Origin of the sequence: Bradyrhizobium sp. th-b2, from assembly GCF_000426785.1 — a bacterium.
Taxonomy (GTDB): domain Bacteria; phylum Pseudomonadota; class Alphaproteobacteria; order Rhizobiales; family Xanthobacteraceae; genus Bradyrhizobium; species Bradyrhizobium septentrionale.
This window is the reverse complement of record NZ_AUGA01000040.1, coordinates 11,635-33,541: the sequence shown is the minus strand read 5'-3', so window position 1 is coordinate 33,541 and position 21,907 is coordinate 11,635. Positions and strand designations below refer to the sequence as shown.

Below are 21,907 nucleotides of genomic sequence, written 5' to 3'. Positions count from 1 at the left end.
AGTTGATTGCGCCAACTATGAATTGATGCGGATTGCAGTACAATCCACCAAATTATGTAATCAGCTTTCGCGAATCGAGAAAGGCGCGGGAAGAGCAGATGGATACGCTGGTCAACCTCGAGGCCTTCCTTGCCACCGCCGACGCCGGCGGCTTCTCTGCCGCCGCGCGCAGGCTCAACGTCGCGACCTCAGTCGTCGCCAAGCGCGTCACCCAGCTCGAGGAGCGGATCGGTACCGCGCTGTTCCACCGCTCGACCCGCCAATTGCGGCTGACCGAGGCCGGGCAGCAATATGTCCATCGCGCCCGCGGCGTGGTTGCCGATGTCGGCGATCTCTTGTCGCGGATGGGCGAGAAGCAGCGCGACCTCACTGATCACCTCCGCGTCAAGGCGCCGACCTCGCTGACGGTGGCGCGGCTCGCCGACGCTTTCACGATCTTCCAGAGACAGAACCGCAGCGTGAAGCTCGAGATCGTGATGATCGACCGTCCGGTCGATCCGGTGACCGAGGGTTTTGATATCGCGATCGGCGCCTTCCCGCATTCGTTCGGCGGCGTCGTCGACGAGCCGTTGTGCCGGCTGCCGCGGCTGTTGTGCGCCTCGCCTGTGTATCTGAAGAAGCACGGCACACCGAAGCATCCGCGCGACCTGGTCGATCATCGCTGCCTCAGCTTCCTGCCGACCGGCCCGGAATGGCCGTTCGAGGGGCCGCGCGGCCGCATCTATATCCAGGTGCGCCCGATTCTCTCTTCGAACGAGGGCCGCGTGCTGACGCAAAGCGCGATCGCCGGCAACGGCATCGCCCTGCTCTCGCATTATCTGGTCGCGGACGCGCTGCGCGACGGCACCTTGCAGCCGGTGCTCACTGAGTTTCCGATCCCGGAACTGTGGGTGAAGGCCGCCGTTCCGGAACGCCGCATCAATGCCGCCGCGGTGCAGGCGCTGCTGAAGACATTGAAGAAATCGCTGTCGCAATCGCTGTGATACGATGGCGGTCTTGCCCCTCGCACGCCGACCTGAGACAAGACCACGAAAGGATCGCCCGCTTGAAGCTCCTGATCTCAGTTTCGCTCGGCCTCATCATCCTCGCTGGGCCCGCGGCGGCGATCGAGACCTGCCGCTTCATCGAGGCCAAGGCGGAACGCGAGGCCTGCTATCACCGCCAGGAGCAGGAGCTGGCGGCGCGGCGGAAGCCTGAAGCGCCTGCGACGCAATCGAGCGAATCGAAGACATTCGATCAGCTGCAACAGATGCGCCGTGACGACGAAGAGGTCTACCGGAGCATCCGCGGCATCTGCAACGGCTGCTGAGCGAAGCCGCAAAGAACATTGTAGGGCGGATTAGCGAAGCGGAATCCGCCGATCCATCGGGATAAGAGCGGCGGGTTACGCCTCCGGCTAACCCGCCCTACAGTTTACCGCCGCCCCATCGCCCCGCGCGCTTCTCGGCGAAGGACGCGAGCCCTTCGGCCGCCTCGGCGGTCTGCCGCTTGGCCGAATGCAGATGGACGAGACGCTCGTAGGCGTCGTCGTCCACGCCCATGCCGCCGAACGAGCTTTCCATCGCGAGCTTCTTAGTCTCGGCCATCGCATCCGGTGCGTTGCCGAGCAGCTGCTCCACGACCTTGGCGCCGGCGCTTTCGAGATCGGCTGATGGCACCACCTCGTGCACGAGGCCGATGCGGCGCGCGTCCTCGGCGCCGAAGCGTTCGCCAGTCAGCGCGTAGCGGCGTACCTGGCGCACGCCGATGGCGTCGCAGAGCTGCGGGATGATGATCGCCGCGGTCAGGCCCCAGCGCACCTCGGTGATCGAGAACAGCGCGCTATCCGCCGCGATCACCACATCGCAGGCCGAGATCACGCCGGTGCCGCCGCCGAAGCAGCCGCCCTGCACCAGTGCGACCGTCGGGACCGGCAGCGTGTTGAGGCGCTGCACCGCCTCGAACGTGGCGCGCGACGCCACCTCGTTCTCCTCCGATGATTTCGGCCGCACGCCGTTGATCCATTTCAGGTCGGCGCCGGCCTGGAAATGCTTGCCATTGCCCTTGAGCACCACGACGCGCACCGGCCTGGTCGAGAGATCGTCGATCGCGGCCAGCACGCCGGCAATCAGCGCGCCGTCATAGGCATTGTTGACCTCGGGGCGATTCAGCGTGACGGTCGCGACCCCGCGCGCATCGAGGCTCCACAGGACTGGGCTGGCCGACATGAATTTTCTCCCTCGTTCGGCATTGATCTTGCCTTGTACCAGCCTTGCACTATGGCGAGCGGAGATGCCTTGATCCATCACTTTCGGCGCGCGCGACCGCGCCACGCGCATGACGGGTTGCGCGATGCCCCGCGCTTGTGGAAACTGACGCGGCACGTTGCAAGGAATTGTTCCACTCATGCGTATTTGCATTTTCGGCGCGGGCGCCGTCGGCAGCCATTTCGCAGTCCGGCTGGCTCGCGCCGGCCACGATGTGTCCTGCGTGATGCGCGGGCGGCATCTCGACGCGGTCAGGACCAACGGATTGACGCTCGAGGTCGGCGGCACCAGGGTCACCGCAAAGGTGAAGGCGTCGGCCGATCCTGCCGAGCTGGGGCCGCAGGACGTCGTTATCAGCACGTTGAAGGCGACCGGCATCGGCGCGCTCGCAACCGGGCTTTTGCCGCTGCTTCAGCGCGACACCGCCATCGTGTTCGCGCAAAACGGCATTCCCTGGTGGTACGATCTCGGCCTGCCGCCGCAGCATCCCGCCATCCCCGATCTCGGCTTCCTCGATCCCGGCGGACGGCTGCGCAGCGCCGTCCCAAAGGAGCGGATCATCGGCGGCGTGATCTTCTCGTCCAACGAGGTGATCGCGCCCGGCGTGGCGGCAAACCTGTCGCCGGAGCGCAATCGCCTCTTGATCGGCGAATGTGACGACCGGCAGAGCGAGCGCATCGCCACGCTGCGTGCGGCACTGAATGAAGCCTCGATCGAATCGCCCGAGGTCACGGAAATCCGCGAGACGATCTGGTCGAAACTGCTCACCAACATGTCGATGTCGGTGCTCTGCCTATTGACCGGGCTGACCGCGCGCGGCGTCCGCGACGATCCGACACTGCAGGACATCATCCCGCGCCTGCTCGACGAAGCCAATGCCGTGGCGACGCGCTATATCCCTGCGGTCAAGCGCGTCACCCGCAGCGGGCCGGCGCCCGACCACAAGCCCTCGATCCTGCAGGACTACGAGCTCGGCCGCGTCATGGAGATCGACGTGCTGGTGCGCGCACCGGTGGCGTTTGCCCGCGTCGCTGATCTCTCGACCCCGATGCTCGACCTGATGGCCGCGCTCGCGATCCAGAAGGCGCGTGACAAGGACCTCTATCAGGGCTGACAATCCGCCCCACCACGATAACAAGCAGGGACATCGAACCATGCACGTCAAGGACAAGGTCTGCGTCGTCACCGGCGGCGCGAGCGGGATCGGCGAAGCGGTGGCGCGGGCCTATGCGGAGGCCGGCGCCCGCGGCGTCGTAGTCGCCGATCTCAAGACCTCGCGCGACCGGCTCGCCAATGTCGCCGGCGATATCGACGGGCTTGCGGTCACCGCCGATGTCGGGCTCGAGGAAGACATCAAGGCGCTGATCGCCGCGGCCGAGGACAAATATGGTCCGGTCGACGTGTTCTTCTCCAATGCCGGATTGTCGCGCAAGGGACAGGAAGCCGCGTCCGATGCCGACTGGGACATGAGCTGGCGGGTGCATGTGATGAGCCATGTGTTCGCGGCGCGCGTGCTGGTGCCCGGCATGCTGGCGCGCGGCTCCGGTTATCTCATCAACACCGCATCGGCCGCGGGGCTACTGGCCTCGCTGAACTCGATGCCTTACGGCGTGACCAAGAGCGCCGCGGTCGCGCTCGCCGAACATCTCGCCATCCAGTATGGCGATCGCGGCATCCGCGTCTCCGTGCTCTGTCCGCAATCGGTGCAGACCGGCATGACGACGCCGGGCCCGAGCGCAGCGCGCGTCGACGGCGTGCTGCAGCCGGGCGAGGTGGCGCGGATGGTGATCGAGGCGATGGCCGAGGAGCGCTTCCTGATCCTCTCGCATCCGCAGGTGCAGGAATACATGCAGCGCAAGGCCACCAACCGCGAGCGCTGGCTCGCCGGCATGCGCCGCCTGCGCGACCGGATCTATGGCGGTGCGGCGTCAGGCTGACGGCGGCGCGAACTTCCCCAACGGACCGGAATAGGCCTTCGCCGCGGGCGAGGCGTAAGCGCCGCGGCGTGACGTCGTGAGCTTGAGACCGGCGAGCGCTTCCGCCTGCTTCACTGCGGCGGCGACGCCGTCGACCACGGGAACGTCGAACTGTACCGACAGCTCATGCGCATGATCGGCCATGCCGGCACAGCCGAGCACGATGGCGTCGGCCCCCTTCTCCAGTGCCCGCGCGATCTCCGCCTGCAGCTTTGGCTTTGCGCCAGAGCCCGGCTTCTCGAGATCGAGCACTGCGACGTCGCAGGCAGTGACCACGGCGCGGTCAGCAAAGCCGTAGCGGCGCACCAGCTCTTCAAGCGGCACGATCGAGCGCGGCAGCGTGGTGACGATGCCGATGCGCTTGGCGATCTGTCCGGCGGTGACCAGCGCCGCTTCGCAGATCCCGACTACCGGATAGCGCGTCGCCGACCGCGCGGCATCGAGCCCGGTGTCGTCGAAGCAGGCGATGATGCCGGCGTCCGCATCGGGCGTCTTCAACAGCGCCTCGATCAGGCCGGGAACGGCAAACGCCTCGTCGTAGAAGCCCTCGATCGAGGCCGGCCCCATCGACGAGGTGACCGCCACGATCTCGGTGCCGGATGCGGCAACCGCCTGCGCAGCGGTGGCGATGGTCGCGGTCATCGACGCGGTGGTGTTGGGGTTGACGATCAGGATCTTTGTCATGGGTTACGGCTCACGAATGTTTCACGACCCACGCCGCGAACGCATCGAGCAGCTCGGCCATCACCTCGCGGTCGTTGCGACCGGAGCGCTTGAGGACATGGAAGGAGTGATCGGCCTCCTGCACCAGATGCAGCGTCGCACGGCTGCCCAACCCCTTCACCACAGGCTCGAGCAGGTCGAGTTCGGCCAGCGCATCGCGCGTGCCCTGCAGGAACAGCATCGGGACCTTGACCTCGGCGAGATGTTTGGCCCGCTCGCTCGACGGCTTGCCGGCGGGATGCAGGGGGAAGCCGAGGAACACCAGCCCGCGCACGCCGGCGAGCGGCGCTTTCGCCTGCGCCTGCGACGTCATGCGTCCGCCGAACGACTTGCCGCCGGCGAACAGCGGCAGTTCGCCGCAACGCCGCGCAGTCTCCGCCACCGCGGCGCGCACCGTTGCTTGCGCGACGGCGGGCGGATCGGGCCGCTTGCTGCCCTTCTCCATGTAGGGAAACTGATAGCGCAGCGTCGCGATGCCGCGCTCGGCGAGGCCGACCGCAATCGCTTCCATCGAGGCATGGGTCATGCCGGCGCCGGCGCCGGCGCCATGCGCAAACACGTAGGCCGCACGCGGCTGCGCCGGGCGCAGCAGCAGCGCGGACACCGTGCTGTCGTCCGAGATCGTGATCGTGAGGGGTTGCGCGCCTGACGCGTTCAAGATGATATCTCGAAGAATTGTTGTGCCGTTAGTTCTAGCCGCAGGCCTTGATGCGCGCAAATGCCACCGCAACAGCGATGCCGTAAGTGAACTGGCTCACAGCCGATCAACATTTCCTTTGCAACATTGCCTTTGCAACATTTCCGTTGTTAGACCAAGAGCCGCCACTGTAGGATGGCGCGCAGCATGACACACGCAGAACGCGAACTTGTTTTCGGCGATTCTTAACATCTCGTCCATATCACGCGCGGGTACCACGAATCGGGGGACGGGGCATGCCTCGCAAGACGATCTTCTTCATCGGACTGCTGATTGTCGCCGGCGTCCTCTACTTCAAGGACGATATCGAGACGGTGGTGAGCAGCTTCCGCGTCAAGGTCGTCGACTACCAGCCGCCGGCAAAGAGCGTGTGGCTGGATCAGAATGTCAGCGCCGAGCGGCTGCGCTGGTTCTATCACGCCGACCAGGGCACCCGGACCTTCGGCATTCCCCATGAATGGTTCATGGCGCTGGAACAGCCGACGGTCTGGCCGCTGTTCACAGCGGCGCCGCGGCTCAGCGAGACCAATTATCTCGGCCGCTTCGGCTTTATTCCCGACACCGTGATCCCGGGCAAGCCGGATGCGCTGCCGATCGGCTTCGCGCAGGGCACTCCGATGGCGGATACCAACGGCGCGCCCTGGCGCAACCCGCACAGCAAGGCCGATATGACCGGGGTCGGGCTGACCTGCGCGGCCTGTCACACCGGAAGCTTCACCTATCGCGGTACCGAGATCGTGATCGACGGCGGGCCGGCCAACACCAATCTGTTCGAATTCCAAAAGAGCGTCGGCGTCTCGCTGCTCTTGACCCGGTTCTGGCCGGGCCGCTTCTCGCGCTTTGCCGACGAGATCCTCGGCAAGGATGCGAGCGTCGACGAGCGCATGGCGCTGCGCGGCCAGCTCGATCTGGTGTTGAAGCAATACGCCAACATCAACTCGTTGGAGACCAAGGTCGCCGCCAACAGCGTCGAGGAAGGCTATGCCCGGCTCGACGCGCTGAACCGGATCGGCAACCAGGTGTTCTCGATCGACCTGAACAATCCGGACAATTACGCCTCGCATTCGGCGCCGGTGCATTTCCCACGGATCTGGAACGCGCCATGGTTCAGCTGGGTGCAATATGACGGCTCGATCATGCAACCGATGGTGCGCAACGCCGGAGAGGCGCTCGGCGTCAGCGCCGAGCTCAATCTGCTCGACGAATCCAGGGGCCTGTTCAAGTCGAGCGCGCGAATCGACGTGCTGCACGAGATGGAGCGGATGATCGCCGGCGAGCCGCCCAGCGAGGACAAGGGCTTTGGCGGCCTGGCGTCGCCGAAATGGCCGGAGAACATCCTGCCGCAGATCAACATGGATCTCGCGAAGATCGGCGGCGGGCTTTACAAGACACACTGCCAGGGCTGCCATGGCCCGGCGATCAACAGCAAGGCGCTGCCCGCGAGCGAAGCCTTTGCGCTGTTCAAGGACAAGAAGCGCTGGATCAAGAACGACGCCGGCCAGCCGCTGCTCGACGTCGAGATGATTCCGATCAGCCTTATCGGCACCGACAGCGCGCAAGCCGAAGGCCTTGCGAGCCGTACGGTCGAGACGCCGGCCAATCTGAAGATCAAGGACGGCAGTTTCGGGCCGGCGCTCGGCGACCTCGTCGAGAAGGCCGTCGACTATTGGTACGACCAGAACAAGACTCCGCCGGAGGATCGCAAGCGCATCAACGGCTACCGGCCGAACGAGATTCAGGCGCCGCTCGCCTACAAGGTCCGGCCGCTCAACGGCATCTGGGCGACGCCGCCCTACCTGCACAACGGATCAGTCCCGACCATCCACGCACTGCTGTCGCCGGTGAAGGAGCGTCCCGCGACCTTCTATCTCGGCAGCCGCGAGTATGATCCCAAGGATCTCGGCTATGTCTGGAAGGACAAGATCAAGAACGGCTTCGTGCTCGACACCACCAAGCGCGGCAACAGCAACTCCGGACACGAATTCTCGAACGAGAAGCGCACCGGCGTGATCGGGCCGGAGCTGACGGAAAACGAGCGCCGCGCTTTGATCGAGTTCATCAAGACGCTGTAAGCCTCGCAAATCATTGCTCTCCGTCATGGCCAGGCATAGCCGTCTGAAGGACGGCGTCGCTTCCGCTCGCCTGTGCCCGGCCATCCACGTCTTTCGTCGAGGGAGCATTGAAGGCGAGGATGCCCGGGACAAGCCCGGGCATGACGAGTGGCGGCTCCGTGCTTCCGGCTTATGGATCTTCGCATCTCACCTCAACTCTTGGGTACCGGCTGCCGGCGCGCCGGGCGGGTCATGGCTTCGAGCTCGAGCAACTCGTTGAGCTGCGCCTCGGTCAGGAGCTTTTCCTCCAGCACGATGTCGGCGACCGAGCGGTTCTCCTTCAGCGCACGGCGCGCCACGCGCGATGAGGCCTCATAGCCAAGCGCCGGCGCCAGCGCCGTGATCAGGCCGATCGAGCCCTGCACCAGGCTGCGGCAGCGCTCGCGATCGGCCTCGATGCCGTCGACGCAGCGCTTGGTCAGCGTATCGATCGCCGCGGTCAGCATCCGCAGCGAGCTTAGCACGCAGTAGCCGATGGTCGGCTCGAACGCGTTGAGCTGGAGCTGGCCGCCTTCGGCGCACATCGTCACCGTGAGATCGTGCCCGATCACGAGGAAAGCGACCTGGTTGACCACCTCGGGGATCACCGGGTTGACCTTGCCGGGCATGATCGATGAGCCGGCCTGCACCGCCGGCAGACGGATCTCGCCGATGCCGGTGCGCGGCCCCGACGACAGCAGGCGAAGGTCGTTGCAGATCTTCGACACCTTGACCGCGACGCGCTTGAGTACGCCCGAAAACAGCACGAAGGCGCCGAGGTCGGACGTCGCCTCGATCAAATTCGAGGCCAGCACCATCGGCTGGCCGGACAGCCGCGACAATTCCTCGACCGCAAGCGCGGCGTAGCGCGGGTCGGCATTGATCCCGGTGCCGATCGCGGTGGCGCCGAGATTGACCTCGCGGAACAGCGAGGAGATCTCGTTCAGCCGTGCGACGTCTTCCTTCACGGTGGCGTGGAAGGCGTCGAACTCCTGGCCGAGCGTCATCGGCACCGCGTCCTGGAGCTGGGTGCGACCCATCTTCAAAACGTCGGCAAATTCCACCGCCTTGCCCTTGAAGGCATAAGCGAGATCATCCAGCGCGCGCACCAGCGGCTGGGTGGCAAAGATCACCGCAAGCCGCAGCGCGGTCGGATAGGCGTCATTGGTCGATTGCGCCATGTTGACGTCGTCGTTCGGATGCAGCGTGTGATAATCGCCAGGCTTCTTGCCCATCAATCGCAGCGCGACGTTGGCGACCACCTCGTTGGCATTCATGTTGGTCGAGGTTCCGGCGCCGCCCTGGATCGCATCGACGACAAAAGACTCGGCATAGACCTTGTCGGTCGCGATCAGGGTGCAGGCCTTATCGATCGCATCGGCCTTTTCGGGCGAGAGATAGCCGAGCCGCTTGTTGGCGCGGGCGGCCGCCTGCTTCACCAGCGCCAGTGCGCGGACGAATTCCGGGAAATGGCCGACCGGCACGCCGGTGATCGGAAAGTTCACCACCGCGCGCTTGGTATGGATGCCCCACAGCGCGTTGGCCGGCACATCGTCCTCGCCGAGCAGATCGTGCTCGGTGCGAGACTGCGCCTGCTCGATCGGCACGGTGCGGACGGTTGCGATCGCGAGCTCGCTCACGCCGCCGCTCTCGCCGGCGCCTGCGGTGTTGGCGGTCTCAACCTTCGATTCGGCCATCGGTCCCTCCGTTACCTCTTGCAAATCCTGTCGTCAGCGACACCGGCCATGATGCGCCCGACAGGCATCGAAAGCCAATGCCTGTCGGCAGAGTCTTGCACACCGGTGAACGGAACGACGCGTGAAAAGCAGCATTGGCGTGCGCCGAAGCGCGAAATAGAGGACTTGCCTTATCCGTCATGATAACAACAGCTTATAGCTGCATACCGCGTTCCGCCCCGCGGCAGATGCGGCTGCTTTCTCCGCGGCGTCATCGCGTGCTAGATCAGCATCGACTGGCGCAAGGGCGCTGCCGACATTGAACGAACCAAGGGCCAAAGCCGTGTCCAACAACAACGAAGCGATGACCATCAAATTCCGCTGTCCAGCGGAGCTCGAAGGCAAAATTCCGCCGCCGGTGCCCGCGTCATTGGGTCTTCCCGGATGGCTCAAGGCGATGCCGACGCAGGCCTTCAATGCGATGAGCAATCGCGAGGAGGATACCGTCAAGCGCTGCCCGCCATTCGTCGATGCGATGACGTCAGGTTTCCTGTTGCCGCTGGTCTGCGATCTCAAGGTCGAGAATGGCGCGATCACATGGGACAACGACCTTCCGCCCGGGCGCGAGCTCGAATTCCCGCGCTCGCCGGTCGGATTCCACGACGAAAGCCAGGTGGTCGGCTCGCCGCTGTTCGAGGCCGACCGCTTCGTCATCAAGTTTGTCAATCTGTGGACCATCGAGGCGCCGGCGGGCTACTCGCTGTTCTTCACGCATCCGGTCAATCGGTTCGACCTGCCCTTCACCACACTGACCGGCCTGGTCGATTGCGATCTGTTTCACGACAGCTGGATTCATTTCCCGGCACGCTGGCACGACACCAATTTCAACGGCGTGTTGCCCAAGGGCACGCCGATTGCGCAATGCTTCCCGGTGAAACGCGAAAACTGGGTCCCGCGGACCGCGGCGATGACGCCGGATGAAACATCGCGGGCACAGGAACTGTCCAAGAGGATCGCCCGCGAGTCTGGGCTGTATCGCCGGCAGTTCCGGACGTAGATCGGGCCGCACGGCCGCGTCGCAGCCGCATTCGGTAGCGGGGTGAAGTTGTGCACGCACCCTCCGTTCGTCGTCCCGGCGAAGGCCGGGACCCATACGCCGCAGCAGTTGTTGTAAGAGGGACTCGTCGTTTCAGCATCGCGCAGCAATTTACATTTGGGGTTATGGGTCCCGGCCTTCGCCGGGACGACAGTGAGTTTGTTGCGCTGTCCGCGCAAATATCGTCGTCCTGGCGAAAGCCAGGACCCATAACCACCGCATTCGGTGATGAACGAGATTCGCGATCCTAGCGTCGCGCAACAATTGAGATTTGGGGTAATGGGTGCTGGCTTTCGCCTGGACGACATTGTAGCAGGGGCTCGCCGCATGCGGCCAGGGACGCGACGCCGACCAACTGCGCTCTCATCAATGCAAACCAGTCGGCCGATGACAGACTGCCAGTCTGGTTACAGCAGCGCCTGGACCGCCTAGAGCTTCGGTTCTGATTGGATCAGAACCGAAGCTCTGGATTCCTGTTTGACGCGTTTCTTCACGCCAACCGGCGTCCATCCCGGATCAGGTCCGGGACAGGCTTTCGCTGGAAAACGCTCTAGCTCAGAAATTTTGCAAACCCGCTGGGACGGAAGAAGAAGCGGCCATGCGATGACATGGTCAGCGCGGCCGTCGTGCGGCCGATCATTTGCGGCCGGCCGCGCAACGCCAGACGCAGATTGGCTTCGCCGCCGGCGCGGTCGCCCATTTCCAGAAGGCAGGCGGAGTAGCTAAGACGCGTCAGGGGGTCGTCAGGGCGCTGCGTGAGCACCTGACGATAGAGCTCCGCCGCACCAGCGTATTCGCCATCGAGCAGCAGCACACGCGCGAGCGCGGGCAGGATAGCGGGATGCCCCGGCGCCACAATGCGCAGCTTCTCCAGAATCTCGCGCGCTCGGTTGCGCTGATTGCAATCGGGCAGCAGCTGCGCGAGCAGTATCTGCAACTCGAGGGTCCCAGGCGCGAGAGCGATCGCGCTTTCGATCACGGCAACCGCCTGGTCGATGCGACCGGCCGCGGACAATTGCCCTGCCAGCTCCTGAAATGCGGGAAGGAACGGCGGCCGCCGCGCGGTGGTTCGCCGCAACACATCGATCGCCTCGCTGCGGCGGCCGACAGCGCCGAGCGCCACGCCCAGCAGCGTCTCGATACCGGCATCCTCGACGCGGCGGGCGGCTCGCTCGAGCGGCGCGATCGCCTCCTCGTTGCGGTTCTGGGCCATCAGCGCCCGTGCCAGGATCGTGGCCGCGCCGACATCGGTCCGGTTTGCCTTCAACACCTCCGCCGCCAGCCGCTCGGCTTCGACGACCTGCCCCATCTGCAACGCGACCACGGCGCGTTGCAGAACCGGGGATGGGCCGGGCCCGCGATTGGCGGAAGGAGGCGGAGGTTTCGGCATGCGGCCCGCGATCAAATGGTGATCTCAGCCGTTACCATTGGCGCCGACGGAGCGTCCAGCGAAAGTTGCGTGAGAAGCGCTACGGCCCTCGCGCGCGCCAGTCGAACAGGGCACCTTGGCACCACCCGGTTCCGTCCGGTTTTTCGACTGCTTAACCTATTCAATCTAGCCTGAATTGCCGTAACAGGGCCCGGCTTGATGTTCGCTACAACCCTCGAAACAATTCAGTCGACCGCGTCGAAGCGAACCGCCTACACACGTGGAATCCTCGCGTTGCTGGCCATCGCCATCGTCCTGAAGGCGGTGTGGTTGTGGCAGGTGGGGCTGGGGCATGGCCGCGAACTTGTCGACTTTGCCGCCTTCTACATCACGGCAAAGCTGGTGTGGCTCGGCGACATGGACCAGGCCTATCGGTTCGCGAAGCTCATCGTCATCCAGCGGGAGGCCTCGGGCGGCCACAACGGCTTCATGTCGTGGACCTATCCGCCGCAATTTGGCCTGTTGCTCGCGCCGTTTGCGCTGATCCCGATCGGGATCGCCTATCTGTTGTTCGCGGGCTCGACATTGGCGCTTTACCTCGCCGTGCTGCGTCGCCTTGCCGGAAGCCAGTTCGTGCTCGTGCTGATCGTCTTCTTTCCGACGATCGGGATCACGTTGGCCTGCGGGCAGAACGGCTTGCTCACGGCCGCGCTGATCGGAATGGTCTGCCTGTTCTTTGAAGAGCGGCCAGTCGTCGCCGGCGCGGCGCTTGGTCTGATGATCATCAAGCCGCATCTCGCCATCGCGCTTGCGGTCTACGCCATCCTGCGGCGCTCCTGGATCGTCGTGATGACGGCGGCCGCCGTCGTGCTGATCAGCTCAGCGATCTGCACTGCGGTGTTCGGCCTCGAGATCTGGAGTGCGTTCCTGCAGAGCGTGCGCGATTCGTCGGTGTTCCTGGAGCAAGGCAACTATCCGATGCATCGCATGATCTCGATCTATGCGGCGTTGCGAACGGCGGGGTTGTCGGCGTCGGGATCGTTTGTCGCCCAGGGCATCGTCGCGGTGCTGGCGCTCGCCGTCGTCCTGATTGCGGTCTACCGCACGATGCCCGCACGCGAGAGCCTCGGCCTCACCGCAATCGTTTCGGTCTGCATCAGCCCTTATGCCTACGACTACGATTTCCTGGTCTTCAGCGTCGGCCTGGCGCTGTTGCTGCCGGCGCTGCTGGCGAGCGCGCGGGAGTGGGAACGGGGGATCATTTACGCCTTGGCTGTCCCGATCGGGGCGGCCGGCTACCTGCAGGCGACGCAAATGGCGACCTCCCACCAGGGCGCAGACTGGCTCGACGTGCTCTCGATCGGCGGCTTCGCGATGGTTCCGCTGATCGCGCTGACTGTCGGAATTGTGCTGCTGCGCGGTTCAAGAACGGAAGCGATCAGCGAGGCCGGTGTCAGATGCGCATCCGTTTGAAAATCGGCTCCGGCAGCGCGCAGATTACGGCCATCACCAGCCGGAATCGCCTGGCCACATAGATCACGTCACGCGGCTTCGTGACATCGGCCCGGAAGATATCCTCGGCAACCCGATCCGGTTGCACGGTAAGGGGAGCCGGCAATTTCATATGCGCCGTCATCCTGGTGCGCACGAATCCGGGCTTGACGGTGACGACGCGGACCTTGCCGGCGAGCGCCAGACGATTGCGCAGGCCGGACAGGAATTGCGAGAAGCCCGCCTTGGCCGCGCCGTAGTAGTAGTTCGACGCCCGCCCGCGATCGCCCGCAACCGAGCTGACCCCGACGATGGTGCCCGAGCCGCGCGTCTCGAACGCTTGCGCGAACCGTTCGAGCAGCAGGCTGGGCGCCTCGAAATTCGTGCGCATGATCGTCGTCGCAAGCTCCGGATCGGCCTGGGCGCGCGTCTGGTCGCCGAGCTCGCCGACGACACAGACGACGGTATCCGGCAGCACAGGAAGGCCGGCGACAAAGCCGGCAAGCTGCCCGGTCTGCAAGACGTCCAGCGCCTGAACCGACGTTTCGACGCCGCTTCGCGTCCTGATGTCGTCCGCGTTGCGCTCGGCAGCCTCGACATCGCGAGCCGCCAGCATCACGCGCCATCCCTCTTTGGCATAGCGCAGCGCGGTCGCGTGCCCGATGTCCGAGCTGCCGCCAATCACCAGAACTGATTTTGTGTCGGTCATCAAATTCCAAGCCGTGCTGAGAGATGCGACGCGAGGCGCGTATTCGCCCCGGTCTGCCGCCGGATGTCCCGCAGGGCCGCGAGGCCGGGATATCCGGATTCGAATGTCGCGCGCGATTGCCGCGCGTCCTTGGCGAGGTACAGCCGGCCGCCGGCATCGACCACCAGCGCGTCAAGCTGGTCGAGAAATGCGAACAGCGTATCGGTCACAGGAAAGTCCATCGTTAGCGTATAGCCGCGAAGCGGAAACGACATCGGCCCTCCGCCATTGCCAAGCTGCTTGAGCACGGCCAGGAACGACGCATCGCCGCGCCGCGATACGCGGTCCAGGATTTCGGCAAGGACGCGGCGCGCGCGGTCGAGTGGGATCACGCATTGATATTGCACGAAGCCGCGCCGGCCGTAGATCCTGTTCCAGTCGGCGATCGCATCGAGCGGAAAGAAATAGGGATCCCAATGGACCAGCCGCGGCCCGCCCTGACGCGCCGCGCCGCGGCGGAAGTACAGCTCGTTGAACGCCCGCATCGACGCGCGATTGAGCAGCCATCCGGGAAACAGCTCCGGCACCGATAGCCGCTGAATGCGCGGGCTGGGGAAAGGCGCCAGATCGGGTCCCAGCATATCCTTGTCGCGGCGCGTGGCGTGCTCGGCGAGATAGACCAGCGACCGTCCGAGCGCCGCGCCGCGCGCAAGGCAGTCGATCCACGCCACCGAATAGGTAGCCGATGCGCTGCTTTCCAACTGATCGATCGCCGCATCGAGATGGCCGGCGACGCGGGTGTCCTGCCGCAGCCAGGCGGTCTCGATCGGGAGCAGCCGCAGCGTCGCATCGAGCATCACGCCGGTCAGGCCCATGCCGCCCAGCGTCGCCACGAACAATGCGGCGTTCTCCGACCGTGAGCAGCTAACGATCTCGCCGTCCGGCAGCGCGAGGCGGAAGGAATCGACGATAGAACCGAAGCCGCCGTCGCGATGATGGTTCTTGCCGTGCACGTCGGCGGCGATCGCGCCTCCCACCGTCACGAATTTCGTGCCGGGCACGACCTTTAAGAAAAAGCCGCGCGGTTCGAACGCGGCGAGGATGTCGGCGATGGTCACGCCGGCTTCGACGGTCAATTGGGCGGTGGCGGCATCGAAGCTCCGCATCCGGTTCAGGCCGCGCGACGAAATCGTGGACTGCGTGCCGATCGCGGCATCGCCATAGGCGCGCCCCGCCCCGCGCGCCACGACGCCGGAGCGCGCAAGCAGATAGTCACGCGCGCCGGCTTGCGTCCGCGGCGCCAGCAGCTCGGTCGACACTTTGGGATAGTTGCCCCAACCGGAGAGACGGATCCCGCTGGGATCGGAGGCCGCACTCACACGTTCTGGCAAGGCAACCGCCGACATCGCTAGATGGCGGCGAGCATGATGACGCCGATCGCGCCGAGGGCGACCCAGCTGGCACGATCCCGCAGCGCGAACATCACCGGATCGTCATCGATCAAGCCTCGCTGCGCGAACAACATCACGCGGCCGATCCAGTACATCAAGATCGGGCAGCCGACCCAAAGCAGTTGCGGATGGCTGTACATCGCGCGAACCGTATCGGACGAGATGTAGAGCGTGAAGATCACGACGGCGTTGAAGCCCGACGCAGCCGCAAGGATCGCGACCATCGCCTTGTCTTCGATCTGGTAGCCGCGCGCCGCCAGCACGGCGCCGTCCGGCTGGCTGGCGAGCTCGGTGTAGCGCTTCACCAGCGCCAGCGACATGAAGATGAACAGCGAGAACGCAAGCAGCCATTCCGACATCGGCACGTCGATCGCGACCGCGCCGCCGATCACGCGCACGGTGTAGAGCGTGGCAAGCACGACGACATCGACGGTCGCGATGCGCTTGAGCCAGAGCGAATAGGACGCGGTCAGCGCAAAATAGCCGAGCAGGACGCCACCGAACTCGATCGATATCGGCATGGCGATCGCGAATGCGGCTGTTAGCGCCAGGGCCATCGCGCGGACGGCCTGCGACGCCGTGATGGCGCCGCTTGCGATCGGACGGTTGCGCTTGCTCGGATGCGCACGATCGGCCGTGATGTCGAGAAGGTCGTTCAGGATGTAGGCGCTCGATGCACAGAGCGAGAATGCGATCACGGCGAGCAGCGACGTCGCGGCCGACCCCAGCGCGAATTTGTGTGCGGTCAACAGCGGCACCAGCACGAGGGCGTTCTTGGCGTATTGATGCACCCTGAACAGCTTCAGCCAGCTGCGCACATCGGCGCGCGGAGGTGCGGCCGGCTCGGATGCGGCGGGGCGCGCCACGGGCGACGCGAAATCGGGCAGTGCGGCCGTCGCGCTGCCGATGTAGTCGAAACCTTGACGGAGCGCGGAAGGAAAGTCGTTGCTCTGTGCGGCCGGCGACTGGCTTCCCGGCGCGGCCGCCCAGGCGGTGAAGACGCCGAGATGCTCGGCAACCGCGCTGACGAACGGCTCGGGGTAAGTTTCCGAGCAAAGATAGACCGGGCGGCCTTCGCCCAAGACCTGCAACAGGAACGTCACAGTGTCGCGGTCGAATTGCGCGCGGGACGGATCGAAGCGAGAGGCACCGGCGACATGCGCCGATCGCGCTTCCGGTTCGAAGGCGGTGGCAATCGCCGCAGCGATGGCGCGAAAGCGGCCGGCAATCCCGGACGGGAAATCCGCCGGAAAAGAGCTTTCCCCGATCATGACTTCGTCGACATCGACAACGAGCGGCCGGCTCCTTGACGGCAACGGATCGCGGAGGGCGTCGCGATCGCCCTGCTCAACCCATTCTGGAAAACTAGCTCGCATGCGCGCGGTGTTCCGGTGCCCCCTCCCCATTGTCCCGGGCTTTCCCTAACGCCGGGTGAACTTGTCGGGTGAACTTGGGCGCGGAATGGCAGGCGCGGCCAGGGCGGCTTCGCGGCCAATTCCCGGCCGCGACGAAACGGCGGCCGGCCAGCGGCCCGCGGACGGCTTCGGGACGACAGCCCGAAACGCTTATCGGCGGCTGAGCAGGATGCCACGCTGCTGCAGATCCCGGACGGTTTCGGACGGGACGTCGAGCTCATCGAGGATGGCTTCATTATGCTCGCCCTGATAGGCGGGCACGCCGGGGGACGGCAGCTCCGAGCCGCTGAAGATCCAGGGGTTGCCCGGCATGCGCACCAGCCCGCCGGCGCGGTCGTCGACCTCGACCACCGCATTCCACTCCTTGACCCAGTCGGAGCTTGCGAATTCGTTGACGGTTCTCACCTGCCCGACCGCAAGCCCCGCCTCGCTCACCTGCGCCTGCAATTGCTCGAGGTTTTCGAATGTCGTGAGCCAGGCACGAATTTCGGCGAGCAGACTTGCGAGGTTTTCCCTGCGCAGCCTGGCGGTGGCGTAGCGCGGATCGGCCAGCAGATCGCTTCGCCGCATCATCGCGCAGTAGCGCGTGAACATCGGCGAATAGATCGGGCTGGCGGCTATCGTCAACCGCGTGCCGTCGGACATTTCAAAGATGTGGGATTCGTTGGCCGAGAGCGCGATCGGCTCACCGTCGGTGTCGACCTCCGACAGCATCGCGCCGGCGCGCTCGTTGACCGACAGCATGGTCGCGGCCATCGACACGTCGACATGCTGGCCTTCGCCGGTCCGGTTGCGATGCTGGAGCGCGGCGAGCACGGCAATCACGCCCTGCAGTCCGGTATAGACATCAGCATGACTGCAGGAATCGCCGCGCGGTTCGGACAATGCCGCGCCGAAATGATCCTGCACGATTGAGGTGAGGCCGGTCTCGGCCTGCACCGTCGGTGCGAAGGCCGGACGGTTTCGCCAGGAAGTGGACTGCCCGTAGCCGCTGAGCGACACGTAGATGACGCCGGGGTTAAACGCGCGGACGTCGTCATAGCCGAAGCCGAACCGCGCCAGGGTGCCGGGCCGAAAATTTTCGACGATGACATCGGCGTCGCGGCACAGGCTGGCGACGATCTCGCGCGCCTCGGCGTAATTCAGATCGATGCTGAGATTTCGCTTCCCGGCATTCTGTTGCACGAAATACAGACCCATGCCGTTCACAAAAGGCAGCCCGGCGCGGCCGATATCGCCGGATGGCGGCTCGATCTTGGTGACCTCGGCGCCGAGGTCGCGCAGCGCCTTGGTGCAATGCGGGCCGGCCAGCACGCGGGTGAAATCGACCACCCGCAGGCCCTGCAGCGGTGCAGCGGACATCGTCAGTCTCCCTCGAAGACGGCGGTTGCGGGACCGGATGCAAAGAAGGCATCGGCACCGCGCTGACGGTCCTTGGCCTGCCAGATCATGTCGTTGATCTCGACCTGCCGCGCATCGGCGGCGGCGATGCCGCCGCGCGCCTCGAGGTTCGCCTGCATCTTGATGCCGTTGATGACCTTGGTCGGGCCCGCGGCGAGTTGCCGGGCCAGGATCATCGACGACGCTGCAAGCTCCGCTTCCGGGACGACGAGATTGATGATGTTCCAGCGCTCGAATGTCTGGGGCGTGTGCCGCCGGCCGAGCATCGAGATCTCCTTGGCGCGCGCGATCCCGGCGCGCTGCGCAATCCGCTGGGTACCGCCGAGCAGCGGCAGCAAGCCGACCGCCACCTCGACCTGGCCGAAGAAGGCGGTGTCGGCAGCGACGATCATGTCGCAGGTCAACGCGAGTTCGAGGCCACCGCCGAGCGCGCCGCCGTTGACGGCGGCGACCGTGGGCACCGGCACATCCTCGAGGCTGCGCCAGACCTTTTCGAGCCCGGCCTGATCGGTATGCAGCTTGGTGCCCGTTCCCCAGGACGCCATCTCCGCACCGGCGCAGAAATGCCGCATCGCGCTGCGCAGCAGGATGGCGCGGCAGCCGGCCGCGACCACCGCGTGGTAGGCGCCGACCACTGCATTGATGAGTTGATCGTCGAGCAGATTATGCGGCGGTTTGGCCAGCGTCACCACGCCGACCTTGCCGTCGATCTCGTGAGTTACAATCGTCATGCCGTTCCCTCGCTCGATCCTGGGCCAACAGCCGGCTTCAGCCGCAGAACGCGGCCGGCTGGCGTTTCCTCATCGCGGGCTGCTTTGCACAGTTCCCGCCGTTCTCAACGGTTTGAATGTCACTCGTCATAACAAGCGTGACAACGTCAAGCTCTGCCAATTATGATGTCGAAAATTGCCAAGCGGCCGGAAGAGCCGATTCATCCGCCTGTCAAACTGTGCCAGGTGGACGCGGAGGAAGCCATGAAGCCGATCAAGATCGTGATGCCGATCTCGAGCGATCCCGATGCACCGACGCAGAGCCTGCTCGGCCTCGGTGCGTTAGCCGCTGAGCTCGCGGCGCAGGGTGTCTCGGTTCGCGAACTGTTCGCGCGCACCGGTCTCGATGCCACGCAGTTGGAAGATCCGCACGCGCGCATCTCGCATCGCCAACGGCTGGCGATCTATCGCAACGCCATCAGGCTGGCGAAACGATCCGACATCGGACTGCTCGCCGGCGCGCGGCAGCGCATCAGCGATTACGGCATCTACGGCTATGCGCTGGTGTCGAGCCGGACATTTGGCGAGGCGCTGTTGTTCTCGCTCGATCACATCACCATGGCCGGGCCTGCCGTGCGACAGATCAGCTTCCGGATCGAGCACGGCACCACCGCCATCCTGCGCAGCCATGGGCTCGATCCGCTCGGCGAGCTCTTGCCATTTGCCGCGGAATTCTGGCGCAGCTCGATGACGGCGGTGTTCAGCCGCGTGCTTGAAGCACCCTTCCCGACCAAGCGGATGATCTTTCCGTTCGCGCCGCCTGTGCATTGGCGCAACTACGAACGGATGTTCAACTGCCCGATCGACTTTGCTGCCGATCGCATGGAGTGGCACTTCGACGCCAAGGTTCTCGATCTGCCGTGCCCGAACGCAAATCCGATCACTGCCAAGATCTGCCAGCAGCTCTGCGACGTCGTGATGACCGAGCGTCCCGGCGAATCCGAGCTTGCCAGGCGGATTCGCGCCGCGTGCCTCAACAGTCCCAACCGGTTTCCGGCCGCACCGGAGATTGCTGCCCAGCTCGGGCTCTCGTTGCGGACCTTTCACCGCAGGCTGGCGGAAGACGGCCAGTCCTACCAGACAATCGTCGATGGGATGCGGCGGTCGGTGGCGACCGAGCTGCTTGAGAACACCCATCTGGCAATCGATCAGGTCGCTGAGCGCGTGGGCTTTGCCGACGCGACCAGTTTTCGAAAGGCCTTCAAGAAATGGACCAACCGCTCGCCTTCGGATTTTCGCCATCCGGAGCAGCGGGAGCAAACCTAATGCATGGTGGTCGCGCTAGAACGCCCCGACCAGCATTAATGCCAAGCGCACGATCAGCAACAGGGACAGTCCGACCACCAGCGCCAGAAGCTGTCCGAAGCGGACCTCGTCCGGATCGATTGGAGAAGCCGACAGGTAGGCGCCAAAGAGCAAAGATTGACATTCCATGACAGCCCTCCATCAAGCTTGCTTGCTTGCGGCGATGACGGCCTCAGCCGGCTCGATCCTGCCGGCGCACGATCCGAACCCGATGCTGGCATAGCCGTCCCTCACGCATTTGCCGCGCAGGATTATCTCGTCGCCATCCTGCAGGAAGCCGCGGCTCTCGCCATTCGAAAGCATTGCCGGTTGCGTCCCTGCGGCCGTGAACTCGAGCATGCTCGAGAGCTGCACCGGGCTTGGTCCCGAAATGGTGCCGGTGCCGATCAGATCGCCCGGCTGCAGGTTGCAGCCGTTGATCGAGTGGTGCGCCACCATCTGCGCCGGCGTCCAGTACAGGTATTTGGCGTTGGAGGTGAGGATCGCTGCGGCGGGCTGGTTCGCGGCGCGCATCTGCGCAGTCGAGAGCAGCACCTCAAGATGAACATCGAGCCCGCCATGGGACTGGTCGGGCATATCGAACAGGTAATCGAGCGGACGCGGATCGGTCTGCGGGCGCGCCAGCGCCGGGAGGCGGAACGGAGCCAGCGCATCTGATGTGACGACCCAAGGCGAGACCGACGTGGCAAAGCTCTTGCTCAGGAACGGTCCTAGCGGAAACATCTCCCAGCGCTGGATATCGCGTGCGGACCAGTCATTGAGGAGCGAATAACCGATGATCTGCTGCGAAGCCTCGGAGATCGGGACCGGCCATCCGAGCTGGTTTCCGGCGGCGAGGTAGAAGCCCATCTCGAGCTCGAAATCCAGTCGCTCGCAGGGCCCGAACGTCGGCGCTCCGCCGGCCGTGGCGGGCGGACGCTGTCCGAGCGGCCGTCGTACCGCGCCCCGCCCGACCTGCACGGACGATGCCCGGCCGTGATAGGCGATCGGGACCCATTTGTAGTTCGCGGGAAGCGGATTTTCCGGCGTCAGCAGCGCACCGGCCGCCTGCGCGTGATAGATGCCGGCATAGAAATCCGTGTAGTTCGACACCCGCGTCGGTAGATGGAGGGTCACGTCGGCCATCGGCGTCAGCACATCCGAGGCACGACGCCTGATCACGTTGGCCGCGCTGCCCTGGCCGAGCAGTTCCGCCGCGCGGCGCCGCACCGCCCGCGTCGCGGCCGGTCCGAGCGAGAACAACGCATTGAGTGTGCTGTCCTGCAAAGCCCGCCGGATCGGCTGCCCAAGATGCTCGTCCGAACCGAGTGCCCGCTTCAGGTCGAACACGCTATCCCCGATCGCCGTACCTACCCTCGGCTGCGGCTCGGCCGCGGTGGAAAAAATGCCGAGCGGCAGATTCTGAATCGGGAAGTCGGTCTCGTTGCCGTTTGCAGTCTCGACAAAGCTTCGCCGTGCCGGATCGTGCGTCTCGTCGAGCAGATTGGTCATGCTGTCTTCCAGGCTCCGCGGT

The 21,907-nt window shown here is 65.0% G+C and carries 20 protein-coding genes; 8 read left to right on the top strand and 12 right to left on the bottom strand.

Features of this window, described 5'->3' with window-relative positions:
* Positions 1-98: 98 nt before the first annotated feature.
* Both K359_RS0133345 and K359_RS0133340 read left to right on the top strand, forming a co-directional pair.
* A complete protein-coding gene (locus K359_RS0133345) occupies positions 99-983 on the top strand; it encodes a LysR family transcriptional regulator (protein ID WP_029083197.1) in 885 nt (294 codons plus the stop codon).
* Positions 984-1,045: 62 nt separating this feature from the next.
* Positions 1,046-1,309, top strand: a complete 264-nt coding sequence (locus K359_RS0133340; protein WP_029083196.1) for a hypothetical protein — start codon at positions 1,046-1,048, stop codon at positions 1,307-1,309.
* Positions 1,310-1,406: 97 nt separating this feature from the next.
* Here the strand turns inward: K359_RS0133340 and K359_RS0133335 are convergent, their stop codons facing one another.
* A complete protein-coding gene (locus K359_RS0133335) occupies positions 1,407-2,207 on the bottom strand; it encodes an enoyl-CoA hydratase-related protein (protein ID WP_029083195.1) in 801 nt (266 codons plus the stop codon).
* 178 nt (positions 2,208-2,385) lie between these two features.
* Between K359_RS0133335 and K359_RS0133330 the strand changes: the two genes are divergently transcribed.
* Together K359_RS0133330 and K359_RS0133325 are read left to right on the top strand one after the other, a co-directional pair.
* Positions 2,386-3,360, top strand: coding sequence for a ketopantoate reductase family protein (locus tag K359_RS0133330; protein ID WP_029083194.1), 975 nt, complete (start codon positions 2,386-2,388; stop codon positions 3,358-3,360).
* A 40-nt stretch (positions 3,361-3,400) separates the two neighbouring features.
* Positions 3,401-4,183 (top strand): SDR family oxidoreductase, encoded by a 783-nt coding sequence (locus K359_RS0133325; RefSeq protein WP_029083193.1) that lies wholly within the window; start codon positions 3,401-3,403, stop codon positions 4,181-4,183.
* On the opposite strand, the gene K359_RS0133320 is transcribed toward K359_RS0133325, so the two are convergent.
* Positions 4,175-4,906, bottom strand: coding sequence for an aspartate/glutamate racemase family protein (locus K359_RS0133320; RefSeq protein ID WP_029083192.1), 732 nt, complete (start codon positions 4,904-4,906; stop codon positions 4,175-4,177). The genes K359_RS0133325 and K359_RS0133320 overlap by 9 nt on opposite strands.
* A gap of 10 nt (positions 4,907-4,916) precedes the next feature.
* The gene (locus K359_RS0133315; RefSeq protein WP_029083191.1) at positions 4,917-5,603 is read right to left on the bottom strand and encodes an alpha/beta family hydrolase; all 687 of its coding nucleotides are present in this window, start codon (positions 5,601-5,603) and stop codon (positions 4,917-4,919) included.
* 275 nt (positions 5,604-5,878) lie between these two features.
* Here K359_RS0133315 and K359_RS0133310 point away from each other — a divergent pair, with 275 nt between their 5' ends.
* Positions 5,879-7,714 carry a di-heme-cytochrome C peroxidase gene (locus K359_RS0133310; protein WP_029083190.1) on the top strand — a complete coding sequence of 612 codons (1,836 nt, stop codon included), beginning with the start codon at positions 5,879-5,881 and terminating at the stop codon, positions 7,712-7,714.
* A 191-nt stretch (positions 7,715-7,905) separates the two neighbouring features.
* On the opposite strand, the gene K359_RS0133300 is transcribed toward K359_RS0133310, so the two are convergent.
* Positions 7,906-9,429 carry an aspartate ammonia-lyase gene (locus K359_RS0133300; protein WP_084518589.1) on the bottom strand — a complete coding sequence of 508 codons (1,524 nt, stop codon included), beginning with the start codon at positions 9,427-9,429 and terminating at the stop codon, positions 7,906-7,908.
* A gap of 343 nt (positions 9,430-9,772) precedes the next feature.
* Here K359_RS0133300 and K359_RS0133295 point away from each other — a divergent pair, with 343 nt between their 5' ends.
* Positions 9,773-10,465 (top strand): hypothetical protein, encoded by a 693-nt coding sequence (locus tag K359_RS0133295; protein ID WP_035977574.1) that lies wholly within the window; start codon positions 9,773-9,775, stop codon positions 10,463-10,465.
* A gap of 589 nt (positions 10,466-11,054) precedes the next feature.
* On the opposite strand, the gene K359_RS0133290 is transcribed toward K359_RS0133295, so the two are convergent.
* On the bottom strand, positions 11,055-11,828 hold the full coding sequence (locus K359_RS0133290; RefSeq protein WP_256375186.1) for a tetratricopeptide repeat protein: 774 nt from the start codon (positions 11,826-11,828) through the stop codon (positions 11,055-11,057).
* A gap of 264 nt (positions 11,829-12,092) precedes the next feature.
* Here K359_RS0133290 and K359_RS53705 point away from each other — a divergent pair, with 264 nt between their 5' ends.
* Positions 12,093-13,346: a glycosyltransferase family 87 protein gene (locus tag K359_RS53705; RefSeq protein ID WP_051346550.1), complete on the top strand. Its 1,254-nt coding sequence runs from the start codon at positions 12,093-12,095 to the stop codon at positions 13,344-13,346.
* Here K359_RS53705 and K359_RS0133280 read toward each other — a convergent pair.
* The 5 genes from K359_RS0133280 to K359_RS0133260 form a co-directional block, all read right to left on the bottom strand.
* A complete protein-coding gene (locus K359_RS0133280) occupies positions 13,327-14,073 on the bottom strand; it encodes an SDR family oxidoreductase (protein WP_029083186.1) in 747 nt (248 codons plus the stop codon). The genes K359_RS53705 and K359_RS0133280 overlap by 20 nt on opposite strands.
* Positions 14,073-15,458 (bottom strand): FAD-binding oxidoreductase, encoded by a 1,386-nt coding sequence (locus tag K359_RS0133275; RefSeq protein WP_051346549.1) that lies wholly within the window; start codon positions 15,456-15,458, stop codon positions 14,073-14,075. The genes K359_RS0133280 and K359_RS0133275 overlap by 1 nt, the downstream gene beginning before the upstream one ends.
* Before the next feature lie 2 nt (positions 15,459-15,460).
* Positions 15,461-16,879, bottom strand: coding sequence for a UbiA family prenyltransferase (locus tag K359_RS0133270; RefSeq protein WP_029083184.1), 1,419 nt, complete (start codon positions 16,877-16,879; stop codon positions 15,461-15,463).
* 189 nt (positions 16,880-17,068) lie between these two features.
* Positions 17,069-18,280, bottom strand: a complete 1,212-nt coding sequence (locus K359_RS0133265; protein WP_029083183.1) for a CaiB/BaiF CoA-transferase family protein — start codon at positions 18,278-18,280, stop codon at positions 17,069-17,071.
* 2 nt (positions 18,281-18,282) lie between these two features.
* Positions 18,283-19,050, bottom strand: a complete 768-nt coding sequence (locus K359_RS0133260; RefSeq protein ID WP_029083182.1) for an enoyl-CoA hydratase/isomerase family protein — start codon at positions 19,048-19,050, stop codon at positions 18,283-18,285.
* A 243-nt stretch (positions 19,051-19,293) separates the two neighbouring features.
* Here K359_RS0133260 and K359_RS0133255 point away from each other — a divergent pair, with 243 nt between their 5' ends.
* The gene (locus K359_RS0133255; protein WP_029083181.1) at positions 19,294-20,355 is read left to right on the top strand and encodes an AraC family transcriptional regulator; all 1,062 of its coding nucleotides are present in this window, start codon (positions 19,294-19,296) and stop codon (positions 20,353-20,355) included.
* Positions 20,356-20,370: 15 nt separating this feature from the next.
* Here the strand turns inward: K359_RS0133255 and K359_RS61795 are convergent, their stop codons facing one another.
* Both K359_RS61795 and fahA read right to left on the bottom strand, forming a co-directional pair.
* Complete coding sequence (locus tag K359_RS61795; RefSeq protein ID WP_156928786.1) at positions 20,371-20,523, bottom strand: hypothetical protein; 153 nt, start codon at positions 20,521-20,523, stop codon at positions 20,371-20,373.
* Positions 20,524-20,535: 12 nt separating this feature from the next.
* Positions 20,536-21,885, bottom strand: coding sequence for a fumarylacetoacetase (gene fahA, locus K359_RS0133245; protein ID WP_035977560.1), 1,350 nt, complete (start codon positions 21,883-21,885; stop codon positions 20,536-20,538).
* Between the last annotated feature and the right edge of the window lie 22 nt (positions 21,886-21,907).